This is a genomic window from Rhodococcus sp. CX (genome assembly GCF_015865005.1).
GTDB lineage: Bacteria > Actinomycetota > Actinomycetes > Mycobacteriales > Mycobacteriaceae > Rhodococcus.
Genome location: NZ_JADZGH010000099.1, coordinates 95,162 through 106,598 on the forward strand (window position 1 = coordinate 95,162; position 11,437 = coordinate 106,598).

Sequence of the window (11,437 nt, forward strand, 5' to 3'; positions counted from 1 at the left end):
CACCAGCTTCGAGCGCACCGACTACATCGCGTCGTTCCCGCACCTGACCGGGGCGATCAACACCTTCGCCGGGAGCAACGCCGATCATGCCGAACTGCTCGCGGCGCGGTCGCACGGCGAGGCGTGGGATCCGTGGCTCGAACCGGCCGAGACCGTCCTCGTCTCCGCCGCCTGCCACCCCGCCTATGCGCGGTACAGCGGAACCCTGCGGGACGGTGGCGAACTCCTCGACGTGTACGGCTACTGCTTCCGCCACGAACCGGCCGTCGACCCGGCGCGCATGCAGGCCTTCCGGATGCACGAGTTCGTGCGTATCGGCAACGCGGACGATGCTGCCCGGCACCGTGATTCGTGGATCGAACGGGGACTCGAGGTGCTCACGGATCTGGATCTCGACGCGACGGCGGAGGTCGCGAACGACCCGTTCTTCGGGCGTGCCGGGCGGATGCTCGCCGCGAACCAGCGGCACGAGAACCTCAAGACCGAACTGACGGTGCGCCTCTACGGCGACCTCGGGGACGGTACGGCCGTCGTGTCCTGCAACTGCCACCAGGACCACTTCGGCGACACCTTCGGTATCACCACGGCCGACGGGGACGTCGCGCACAGTGCGTGTGTGGGATTCGGGATGGAACGTATCGCGCTCGCGCTGCTGCGCACCCACGGATTCGACCCGGACCGCTGGCCGGTCGCGGTGAAGGACAGGATGTTCCCGTGACGGTCCGGCTCCTCGGGGTCTCTGCCGACGACTACGTCCCGCACCCGATCCACGGGGGCAACCGCATCTGGACCGAGACGAACTGCTACGCCGACCTGTGGATCGAGATCCTGCACTCGCTGGGTCTCGACCCGGTGCCGGTGGCGGTGTGCGCGTTCGGCGCCCGATTCGACGGTGCGCAGTGGACATTCCTCAAGTTCAAGCCCGAGGATCTCTTCGCGTTGTACGGCATCGAGGTCGACGAGATGAACGTGTGGCGGCGACCGATCGAGCATATCGAGGACAACGCGGCCGCGGGAATGCTCTCCACCGTCGAGGTCGACTCGTTCTGGCTGCCCGACGCCGCCGGCACCGGATACCGTGAAGCGCACGGTAAGACGACGATCGTGCCGGTCCTCGTCGACCGCGACCGCGATGAACTCCAGTACTTCCACAACAGCGGCTGTCATCGCCTCACCGGCGCCGACTTCCGCGGTGTCTTCGGCCTCGACGAGCCGGGCCCGCCGGCGTGGCCGCCGTATGTCGAGCAGATCCGGTTCCGTCCGGGTGCGACGCTGAACGTCGACGCATTCGACACGGCACTGCGCCGGCACCTGCGTGCCCGGCCTCGGGGGAACCCGGTGCGTGACCTCGCAGCCCGTGTCGTCGCGGATGTCGAATGGCTCGGCGCCGCAGGCGTGGACGGATTCCACCGGTGGTCGTTCGGGGTGCTGCGCCAGTGCGGTGCGACCGCCGAACTCGCCGCCGACGTGTGCGCCTACATGCAGAACGCCGGATATCCGGACGCGGGCCGTGCGATCGACGATTTCCGTACGGTCGCCGACGGCGCCAAGGCCGTGCAGTTCCGGATGGCCCGCGCGGCGCGGGGACGTGCCGTCGACCCCACCGAACAACTCGACGCGATGGCCGACGCGTGGCAGCGTGCGATGACCGTCGTCGCGGCGGCCGCCGGACAGGCCGTTCCGAGCCGGGTGTCCGGGCCGGCCTGATGGATCTGTTCGACGGAGCCGTCTGGCATTGTGTCGCAACGCCTCCGGGGGCGGTGCTCTCTCCGGATCGGTTGCCGGACGAGGTCGGCCCCCGGCTGGTGGCCGAGGTGCCCGGTACCGCGGCCGGAGCGATCCGCACCGCGCACGGTGCGACGGCCGCCCGCGAGGCGCGCACGGACGCCTCCGACTGGTGGTTCGTCACGCAGGTACAGCGATCCGGCACCGGGCCGTGGCGACTGGAGCTGGACGGTCTCGCTACCCTGGCCGAGGTGTGGGTCGGAGGCGAGCGGGTCGCCGTGTCGGAGTCGATGTTCGTTCCGCTGGTGGTCGAACTCGATTGCCTCCCCGAGAATGTCTTCGTGGCACTGAGTTTCGCGTCCCTCGATGCGGCACTCGCGAAGAGGCGCCCGCGTGGACGGTGGCGGTCGTCGATGATCCGGGCGCAGGGGTTGCGGTGGATCCGGACCACGATGCTCGGTCACGCTCCGGTGTTCTCGGGAGTGCCGGCTCCCGTCGGGCCGTGGCGTCGCGTCGCGCTGGAGGATGCGAGTGCGCCGCGCCTCGTCGACCGCCGGATCCGCACGACGGTCGATGGCGACTGCGGTGTCGTGGAACTGGACGTGACGTTGTCCCGTGTCGTGGTGGGTGATTCGGTGACGATGCGGGTCGGCACCGCCGTGGCCTCGGCGACGGTCGAGAGCGGCAGCCGGGTCCGGGCCCGCGTCGAGGTGCCCGACGCGCGCCGGTGGTGGCCGCACACCCACGGTGAGCCGGTGCTGTATCCGGTCTCGCTGGACGTGCCGGGGCGCCGCGTGGACGTCGGTGTGGTCGGTTTCCGCGACCTCGACGTGGACCGATCCGACGGCGGATTCCGGTTGAGCATCAACGGCATCGACGTATTCTGTCGCGGTCTCGTGTGGACGCCCGCAGACCCTGTCGGCCTGTCCTCGCCGGAGGAAACCCGGCGCGTCCTCGAGCGGTGCGTCGACGCCGGTGTCAACCTGATCCGCATTCCGGGCACGATGGTCTACGAGGACGACGCCTTCTGGTCGGCGTGCGCCGAATCGGGAATCCTGGTGTGGCAGGACGTGATGCTCGCGACGACCGACCCGCCCGAAACCGACGAGTTCCGAGCACTTCTCGTCGACGAGGTGCGGGGTGTGCTGCGGGCCGTGGCCGGCAACCCCGCGCTCGCCGTCGTGTGCGGGGGCAGCGAGACCGAACAACAACCCACGATGCTCGGTCTCGGGCGTCCGCCCATGGCCGCGCTCGACGAGTGGCTGCCCGCGGTCGTCGCGGCGGAGGCGCCGGGGGCGGTGTGGGTGCCGTCGTCGCCGTCGGCCCCGCCCGGGTCGCAGGCCCTGCCCACCCACGTCGGGTCGGGAATCGCGCACTACTTCGGTGTCGGCGGGTACCGGCGTCCGCTGACCGACGTGCGTTCTGCGGGTGTGCGATTCGCTGCCGAATGCCTCGCGTTCTCGATCCCGCCGGGCAACGAGGCGATCGAGGCGGATTTCGGGACGGTCGCGGTCGCAGGGCACCACCCGCGGTGGAAGGCGGCCGTGCCGCGCGACCACGGTGCGTCCTGGGACTTCGAGGACGTGCGAGATCACTACGTGCGCATGGTCTTCGATCAGGATCCGGCGAGCGTGCGATGGTCGGACCCGGAGCGGTACCTGGATCTCGGGCGGGCCGCCGTGTGCGAGGCGTTCGCCGCGACCCTGGCGTTCTGGCGTCGCCCCGATTCGCGATGCGACGGCGCGCTGATCCTTGCGGCGCGCGACCTCGAGCCGGGCGCCGGCTGGGGCGTGCTCGAGCGTTCCGGTGCGCCGAAGGCCCCGTGGTTCGTGCTGCGGCGCATCTGGGCGCCGGTCGCGGTGCTCCTCGGCGACGACGGGCTCGACGGTCTGCGCCTCGACGCGTTCAACGACACCGGGGTTGCGGTCGAGGCGCGACTGGAGTTGCTGGTGCACGCGCGCAGCGGCGTCGTCGCGCACGAGGAGACGCTGCCGGTGGAACTCGGCCCGCACAGCGCGTCCACGTGGTCGTTCGATGAACTGCTCGGCCGCTTCACCGACGTCACCCACACGTATCGGTTCGGACCGCAGACCTACGAATCCGTCACGGCGCGGCTCGTCGCGGCCGACGGCAGCGTGCTGTCCGAGGACGTGTACCTGGTCGGAGGAGCGGTGCGCCCGTACGAACGCGGAATCGGATTGTCCGCCACCGCAATCGAATCGGAGTCCGGTGAGTGGTTACTGGAGGTCGCGACCGACGGTGCCGCCCAGTACGTGGCGCTCGAACTGCGCGGATTCGAACCCGCCGACTCGTGGTTCCACCTGCCGCCCGGCGGCCGCCGCACCGTCGCACTGCGGCGGACGGGCGAGGCTCGAACGGTCGCGGGGCGCGTGCGTGCGCTCAATTCGGCCGCGACCGCCGCCGTGTCCACCGCGTGAGGGGAACCGGCGCACAGGTATCGCGTCGGGCGGGCAGACTGAGGGGCATGAGCGACTCCACGAACGTCCAGAGCACCCGGATCGTCCTTGCCTCCCGTCCGGTCGGCGCACCCACCCCGGAGAACTTCCGCACCGAGACCGTCGACGTTCCCGAACCCGGGGACGGTCAGATCCTGGTGCGGGTGGTGTACCTGTCGCTGGACCCCTACATGCGGGGCCGGATGAGCGACGCGAAGTCCTATGCGCCGCCCGTGGAACTCGGTGACGTGATGGTGGGGGCGACGGTCGCGCAGGTCGTCACGTCGCGTCACCCGGACCTCGCCGAGGGTGATTACGTGCTGGCGGGAACGGGCTGGCAGACGCACGCCGTCGTCGACGGGCGGGCCGTGCGGAAGCTCGATCCGGAGGCGGCGCCGCTGTCGACGGCACTTGGTGTGCTCGGCATGCCCGGCTTCACCGCCTACTCCGGCCTGTTGAAGATCGGGCAGCCGAAGGAGGGCGAGACCGTCGTGGTCGCGGCGGCGAGTGGTCCCGTCGGCTCCGCGGTCGGGCAGATCGCGAAGATCAAGGGCGCACGCGCGGTCGGGATCGCCGGCGGCCCCGAGAAGTGCCGGCATCTGCTCGACGACCTCGGGTTCGATGCGGCCGTCGACCACCGTGCCCCCGATTTCGTCGAGTGCCTGCGGGAGGCGGTGCCGGACGGCATCGACGTCTACTTCGAGAACGTCGGCGGACCGGTCCAGGCGGCGGTGATCCCGCTGTTGAACCTGTATGCGCGGATGCCGGTGTGCGGTCTGGTGGCGCAGTACAACACCCTCCCGACCGAGGGGCCGGACCGGTTGCCGGCGTTCTTCTCGACGGTGCTGGTCAAGAGCCTGACCGTCCGCGGATTCATCCAGTCCGAGTTCGTCCGCGAGATGCACGACGACTTCCTGCGCGACGCCTCCGAGTGGGTCCGCAGCGGCAGGTTGCGGTACCGGGAGGACATCGTCGAGGGGCTCGATGCCGCGCCGGAGGCGTTCATCGGGCTGCTCGAGGGGAAGAACTTCGGCAAGCTCGTCGTGAAGGTCGCTCCGGAGTCCTGACCGGGTGCCGGGAACCGTCACCCGGCCAAGGCCGAATGACGGTTCCCGTCACTGTTCCGGCGAGGTGCTGGGTTCAGGCGATGCGCTCGAACACCGCGGCCAGACCCTGGCCGCCGCCGATGCACATGGTCTCGAGACCGTAGCGACCCTCGCGGCGGTCGAGTTCGCGCAGCAGGGTGGCGAGGATGCGGCCGCCGGTCGCGCCGACCGGATGTCCCAGCGAGATGCCCGAGCCGTTCGGGTTCAGCCGCGGATCGTCCGGTTCGAGACCCCAGGTGCGGGTGACGGCGAGCGTCTGGGCCGCGAACGCCTCGTTGAGTTCGATGACGTCGAGGTCGGGCAGCGTCAGGCCGAGGCGCTTCAGGACCTGCTCGGTCGCCGGGACCGGGCCGATGCCCATGGTGCGCGGCGGCACTCCCGCGACCGCCCAGCCGGCGAGGCGGGCCAGCGGTCGCAGACCGAGTTGTGCGGCCTTCTCCGGGGTGGTGACGATGGCGAGAGCAGCGCCGTCGTTCTGGCCGCTGGCATTGCCGGCGGTGACGGTGGAGTCGGGGTCGATCCGGCCGCGGATGGGACGGAGTTTCGCGAGCGATTCCATGCTGGTGTCGGCGCGCGGATGCTCGTCCGTATCGACCACCACCGCATCGCCCTTGCGCTGCGGCACTGCGATCGGGACGATTTCCTCCGCGAACACGCCACTGCGCTGGGCGGCGACAGCACGCTGGTGGGACTGCACCGCGAGTGCGTCCTGATCCTCGCGGGAGATGGAGAATTCGGCGCGCAGGTTCTCGGCGGTCTCGATCATGCCACCGGGAACGGGGAAGTCGCGGCCGCCGGCGGTGACGCGGGCGCGGGCGAGGCGGTCGTTCAGTGCGACGGCTTCACCCTTGACGCCCCAGCGCATTCCGGTGGCGTAGAACTCGGCCTGGCTCATCGATTCGGCGCCGCCGGCGAGGACGAGGTCGCTGCCGCCGGTCTGGACCTGCATCGCGGCCTGGATGATCGCTTGGAGGCCGGAGCCGCATCGACGGTCGACCTGGAGACCCGGAACGTCCACGCCCAGCCCCGCGTTGAGTGCCGCGACGCGGCCGATCGCGGGGGCCTCGCCACCCGGGGATGCCTGACCGAGGATCACGTCGTCGACGTCCGAGCCGGAAATTCCGGTGCGCGTGATGATTTCGCGGATGACGGTGGCTGCGAGATCCTCCGGGGCGATGTCCTTCAGCACGCCGCCGAAGCGGCCGACCGGGGTGCGGAGTGGTTCGCAGATCACTGCGTCGAGCATATTCTTCCTCGGTTCCGTTGATTTCTAATGGGTTTGGGTACGTGCGAAATCCGTGGAGATCGCAGCGGCGGTCGCGACGACCGCGGGGACCAGTTCGTCGCGAACCGTGTCGAGTGTGTAGCGGGCGGCGTGGGTGGAGATGTTCACGGCGGCGACCACCGTGCCGGAGGCGTCCCGGATCGGTGCGGCCAGCGACCGCAGCCCTTCCTCGAGTTCCTGGTCGACGATGCAGAAGCCGTCGCGCCGGATGGTGGCGAGTTCGGCGCGCAGCTGGTCCGGCGTCACCACGGTTCGCCCGGTCAGCGGCCTCAGGTCGGCGCGGTCGAGATAGGCGTCGAGTTCCTCGGGGGACAGGCCCGCGAGCAGCACGCGACCCATCGACGTCGCGTGCGCGGGAAAGCGGGTGCCGAGCGTGATGGACACGGTCATGATCCGGCTGACCGGTACCCGCGCGACGTACACGATGTCGTCGCCGTCGAGCACCGACACCGACGTCGATTCGTGCACCGCCGAGGCGAGCGCTTCGAGGTGCGGCCGCGCGACGTCGGGCAGCGTCAGGCTGGACAGGAAGCTGTAGCCGAGCTCGAGTACCCGCGGTGTCAGCCAGAACAGCGACCCGTCCGTCCGGACGTAGCCGAGTTCGGCGAGGGTCAGCAGGAACCGGCGGGCGGTCGCGCGGGTCAGGCCGGTGGCCTTGGCGACGTCGCTGAGGGTGCGCCGCGGGTGCGTCGCGTCGAACGCCTTGACGACGGCCAGCCCGCGCGCCAGCGACTGCACGAAGTCGGGTGACGCGGCGGGAGTGCCGTCGGGCGACTGGTTCTGCTGCGGCGCGGCGGCGGCGTCGATTTCGCTCATGGTCCGGAGATCCCCCTGGTGTCGGTGTGCCCGAATACTTCCACGTGTCCGCGGGTGTGTTCAGCGACCGTCCGGGGTGCGGGCGATGTGGGAGAGCACCAGTTCCGTGATCCGTTCGGCCTGTTCGACGTTCGCGAGGTGCGCGCCCGGGTCGACGACGTGGAAGGTGGCGTCCGCGATGCCGTCGGCGAGTGCCCGCATGGTGGCGGGCGGTGTCGCGGGGTCCTGCTCGCCGGCGACGACCAGGGTGGGTGCGGTGATGTGCGCGAGGTCGTCGCGGCCGTCCCAGCCCGCGAGTGCTTCGCAGCACGCGGCGTAGCCCTCGTCGGTCGTCGACTTCACCATGTCGACGTGCCGGGCGACGAGTGCCGGGTCGCGGTCGCGCAGGCCGGGGGTGAACCAGCGGTCGACGATCGATTCGGCGATGGAGGCCAGACCCGCGGTGCGCACGGTCGCGGCGCGGTCGTGCCACGGTCCGGGCGGGGCGAACGCGGCGGAGGTGCACAGCAGGGTGAGCGTGCGCACGCGCTCGGGGTGGTGCGCGGCGAGCCACTGTCCGACGGCCCCGCCCAGGGACAGCCCGACGAAGTGCACGGAGTCCAGGCCGAGGTCGTCGAGCAGCGCCAGGATGTCGCCGCCGAGGTCGTCGAGGGTGTAGGGGCCTTGGGGTGCAGGGGATTTCCCGTGTCCGCGGTGGTCGACGGCGACGACGTGCGCGACGGCCGACAGGGCCTCGATCTGGGGTGCCCACATCGACAGGTCGGATCCGAGCGAGCCGAGGAGCACCACGGGTGCGGCGGCAGGGTCGCCGTGCCGTTCGTGATTGAGCGTGACGGTCATGTCCCCCAGCATAGCCGTTGTTCGCGATACGTACGAGGGTTCACATTGCGTACGGAACGCGCTACTCTAGGGTCATGGACAAAGTCGTTGCCACCGCCGCCGAGGCCGTAGCCGACATCCCGGACGGCGCCACGATCGCTGTCGGCGGATTCGGCCTGGTCGGCGTCCCCGAAATCCTCATCGATGCCCTCCTCGAGCAGGGCGCCACCAACCTCGAGACGGTCAGCAACAACTGCGGAACCGACGGTTTCGGGCTCGGGGTGCTCCTGGAGAAGGGCCGCATCCGCCGCACCATCTCCTCCTACGTGGGTTCCAACAAGGAATTCGCGCGCCAGTACCTCGCCGGTGAACTCGAGGTCGAACTGACCCCGCAGGGCACTCTCGCCGAGCGCATGCGCGCCGGCGGCGCGGGCATCCCGGCGTTCTTCACCCCGGCCGGTGTCGGCACCCAGGTCGAAGAGGGCGGACTGCCCCTGCGTTACGACGGCAACGGCGGCATCGCGGTCGCGTCCCCGCCGAAGGAGACCCGCGAGTTCGACGGCGTCACCTACGTGATGGAACGCGGCATCGTCGCCGACTTCGCCCTCGTCCACGCGTGGAAGGGCGACCGCCACGGCAACCTCGTCTACCGGCAGAGCGCCCGCAACTTCAACCCTCCGGCCGCGACCTCGGGCCGCATCACCATCGCCCAGGTCGAATACCTCGTCGAACCCGGCGAGCTGGATCCCAACGAGATCCACACCCCCGGCATCCACGTGCAGCGCGTCGTGCCGGTCGGGCCGGTCACCGTCGGCATCGAGAACAGGACGGTCCGTTCATGACCCAGGCAGCCACCCGGAAACTGACCCGCGAGGAAATGGCCGCGCGCGTCGCACAGGAACTGTCCGACGGCCAGTACGTCAACCTCGGCATCGGTATGCCCACGCTGGTCCCGAACTACCTGGACCCGGGCATCGAGGTCGTTCTGCACTCGGAGAACGGTGTGCTCGGTGTCGGCCCGTACCCGTACGAGGACGAGATCGACCCCGAACTCATCAACGCCGGCAAGGAACTCATCACCGTCGTGCCCGGCGCATCGTTCTTCGACTCGTCGCAGTCCTTCGGGATGATCCGCGGTGGCCAGATCGACGTGGCTGTCCTCGGTGCGATGCAGGTCAGCGCGAAGGGTGACATCGCGAACTGGATGATCCCGGGCGCCATGGTCAAGGGCATGGGCGGCGCGATGGACCTCGTGCACGGCGCGCGGCGCGTGATCGTGATGATGGAACACGTCACGAAGAAGGGTGAGCCGAAGATCTTCGAGGAATGCACGCTGCCGCTCACCGGCAAGCGCTGCGTCCAGCGGATCATCACCGACATGGCCGTCATCGACGTCACCGACGAGGGTCTGAAGCTCGTCGAGACGGCCCCCGGAGTGAGTGTCGAGGAGGTCGTCGCCGCAACTGCCGCGACGCTGACCGTCTAGCGCTCGACCGCGTCGTCCGCCGACCTGCAGGGGGGTCGGCGGGCGGCGCTGTGTTTTCCGCGGCGGGCACCCGCCCGGGTAACTTCCCGCCCAGTAGGACATTCCGTCCCGCGAGCCGTCGGCTGCGCCTACCGTGATCAACCATTCAGGGAACGGTCTTCGGGAGGCAGCGTGGTGGATTGGGCGGAAGAATGCGACGTGCTCGTCGTCGGGTCGGGAGCAGGTGGATGCTGCGGCGCCTACACCGCCGCCCGTGAGGGCCTGTCGGTGATCCTCGTCGAAGCATCGGAGCAGTTCGGCGGCACCACTGCCTACTCCGGTGGCGGCGGCATGTGGTTCCCGACGAACGCGGTGCTGCGCCGCGCCGGCGACGAGGATACGATCGAGGACGCCCTCACCTACTTCCACGCGGTGGTCGGCGACCGCACCCCCCGCGAACTGCAGGATGCGTTCGTCACCGGGGGTGCCTCGCTCGTCGACTATCTCGAAATCGACGCGGACCTGGAATTCCAGGTCCTGCCGTGGCCCGACTACTTCGGCAAGGCGCCCAAGGCCAGCGCGACCGGCCGTCACATCATTCCGTCGCCGTTGTCCGCGAAGGGGATCGAGGACCTCAACGAGTCCATCCGCGGCCCCCTCGGCCGCGAACGCAACGGCGAACCCCTCCCCGGTCACCTCATCGGCGGCCGCGCACTGGTCGGCCGATTCCTGGTGGCGCTGAAGAAGTTCCCCGGTGTCAGCACCCATCTGAACACGCCGCTGGTCGATCTCGTCGTCGAGGACGGCGCGGTCGTCGGAGGCATCGTCGAACACGACGGTGAGCGTCGCGCGATCCGTGCCCGTCGTGGTGTCGTGCTCGCGGCCGGTGGGTTCGAGCAGAACGACGCCATGCGCGCCGAGTACGGCGTGCCCGGCGAGGCGCGGGATTCGATGGGGCCGTGGTCGAATCTCGGTAAGGCACACCAGGCGGGCATCGCCGCCGGCGCCGACGTCGATCTCATGGGCGAGGCCTGGTGGTCGCCCGGTATGACCCACCCGGACGGGCGCTCCGCGTTCGCGCTGTGGTTCACGGGCGGCATCTTCGTCAACCAGGGCGGCAAGCGTTTCGTCAACGAGTCGGCGCCCTACGACCGACTCGGCCGCGATGTCATCGCGCAGATGGACGCCGGTTCGCTGACCCTGCCGTTCTGGATGATCTACGACGACAAGGACGGCGGTGTTCCGCCCGTCCAGGCGACGAACGTGCCGATGGTCGAACCCGAGAAGTACGTCGCGGCCGGCCTGTGGAAGACGGGGGAGACCCTCGAGGAACTCGCCGAACAGATCGGGGTCCCCGCCGACGCACTGGTCGCGACCGTCGCCCGCTACAACGAGATGGCCGCCGAGGGCGTCGACGAGGACTTCGGCCGCGGCGACGAACCGTACGACCGCGCGTTTTCCGGCGGGCAGTCCCCGATGGTCCCGATCGAGAAGGGCCCGTTCCACGCGGCGGCGTTCGGGATCTCCGATCTGGGCACCAAGGGCGGGTTGCGCACCGATACGTCGGCGCGGGTCCTGACCCCCGCGGGTGAACCGATTCCCGGCCTGTACGCGGCGGGCAACACGATGGCCGCGGTCAGCGGCACGGTGTACCCGGGCGGCGGCAACCCCATCGGCGCGAGCATGCTGTTCGCGCACGTGGCGGTACGGGACATGGCGAAGCGCTAGGCGGCTTCGCCGCCCGTGTGCCTTTGTGGCGGTGGGA

At 69.9% G+C, this 11,437-nt stretch carries 9 protein-coding genes and 1 pseudogene; 7 read left to right on the forward strand and 3 right to left on the reverse strand.

Translation table 11 applies throughout. From position 1 onward, the window contains the following. The 4 genes from I0Q12_RS10895 to I0Q12_RS10910 form a co-directional block, all read left to right on the forward strand. The coding region (locus I0Q12_RS10895; RefSeq protein ID WP_197251935.1) for a hypothetical protein at nt 1-718 on the forward strand (718 nt) is incomplete at its 5' end. Further along, on the forward strand, nt 715-1,707 hold the full coding sequence (locus I0Q12_RS10900) for a DUF1839 family protein (protein ID WP_197251936.1): 993 nt from the start codon (nt 715-717) through the stop codon (nt 1,705-1,707). The genes I0Q12_RS10895 and I0Q12_RS10900, both read left to right, overlap by 4 nt. After that, on the forward strand, nt 1,707-4,163 hold the full coding sequence (locus I0Q12_RS10905) for a glycosyl hydrolase (RefSeq protein WP_197251937.1): 2,457 nt from the start codon (nt 1,707-1,709) through the stop codon (nt 4,161-4,163). The genes I0Q12_RS10900 and I0Q12_RS10905 overlap by 1 nt, the downstream gene beginning before the upstream one ends. Before the next feature lie 47 nt (nt 4,164-4,210). Then, nucleotides 4,211-5,248 (forward strand): NADP-dependent oxidoreductase, encoded by a 1,038-nt coding sequence (locus tag I0Q12_RS10910; protein ID WP_197251938.1) that lies wholly within the window; start codon nt 4,211-4,213, stop codon nt 5,246-5,248. A 73-nt stretch (nt 5,249-5,321) separates the two neighbouring features. Here the strand turns inward: I0Q12_RS10910 and I0Q12_RS10915 are convergent, their stop codons facing one another. The 3 genes and pseudogenes from I0Q12_RS10915 to pcaD all read right to left on the reverse strand — a co-directional run. Beyond that, nucleotides 5,322-6,533, reverse strand: coding sequence for an acetyl-CoA C-acetyltransferase (locus I0Q12_RS10915; protein WP_197251939.1), 1,212 nt, complete (start codon nt 6,531-6,533; stop codon nt 5,322-5,324). Nucleotides 6,534-6,557: 24 nt separating this feature from the next. Further along, a complete protein-coding gene (locus tag I0Q12_RS10920) occupies nt 6,558-7,388 on the reverse strand; it encodes an IclR family transcriptional regulator (protein ID WP_197251940.1) in 831 nt (276 codons plus the stop codon). A gap of 81 nt (nt 7,389-7,469) precedes the next feature. Beyond that, nucleotides 7,470-8,228 (reverse strand): annotated as a pseudogene (gene pcaD, locus I0Q12_RS10925) (3-oxoadipate enol-lactonase); the annotation flags it as partial. Between the two features lie 74 nt (nt 8,229-8,302). On the opposite strand from pcaD, the gene I0Q12_RS10930 reads away from it, so the two are divergent. The 3 genes from I0Q12_RS10930 (at nt 8,303) to I0Q12_RS10940 (ending at nt 11,400) form a co-directional block, all read left to right on the forward strand. Then, a complete protein-coding gene (locus I0Q12_RS10930) occupies nt 8,303-9,049 on the forward strand; it encodes a CoA transferase subunit A (protein WP_197251941.1) in 747 nt (248 codons plus the stop codon). Next, nucleotides 9,046-9,693, forward strand: a complete 648-nt coding sequence (locus I0Q12_RS10935) for a CoA transferase subunit B (RefSeq protein WP_197251942.1) — start codon at nt 9,046-9,048, stop codon at nt 9,691-9,693. Before I0Q12_RS10930 ends, I0Q12_RS10935 begins: the two co-directional genes overlap by 4 nt. Nucleotides 9,694-9,864: 171 nt before the next feature. Further along, nucleotides 9,865-11,400 carry an FAD-binding protein gene (locus I0Q12_RS10940; protein WP_197251943.1) on the forward strand — a complete coding sequence of 512 codons (1,536 nt, stop codon included), beginning with the start codon at nt 9,865-9,867 and terminating at the stop codon, nt 11,398-11,400. Nucleotides 11,401-11,437 lie beyond the last annotated feature (37 nt).

Bases quoted from the DNA above. Each gene is read 5' to 3' on its own strand.
- I0Q12_RS10905 (WP_197251937.1), top strand. From the start codon at position 1,707: ATGGATCTGTTCGACGGAGCCGTCTGGCATTGTGTCGCAACGCCTCCG.
- I0Q12_RS10910 (WP_197251938.1), top strand. From the start codon at position 4,211: ATGAGCGACTCCACGAACGTCCAGAGCACCCGGATCGTCCTTGCCTCC.
- I0Q12_RS10915 (WP_197251939.1), bottom strand. From the start codon at position 6,533: ATGCTCGACGCAGTGATCTGCGAACCACTCCGCACCCCGGTCGGCCGC.
- I0Q12_RS10920 (WP_197251940.1), bottom strand. From the start codon at position 7,388: ATGAGCGAAATCGACGCCGCCGCCGCGCCGCAGCAGAACCAGTCGCCC.
- I0Q12_RS10930 (WP_197251941.1), top strand. From the start codon at position 8,303: ATGGACAAAGTCGTTGCCACCGCCGCCGAGGCCGTAGCCGACATCCCG.
- I0Q12_RS10935 (WP_197251942.1), top strand. From the start codon at position 9,046: ATGACCCAGGCAGCCACCCGGAAACTGACCCGCGAGGAAATGGCCGCG.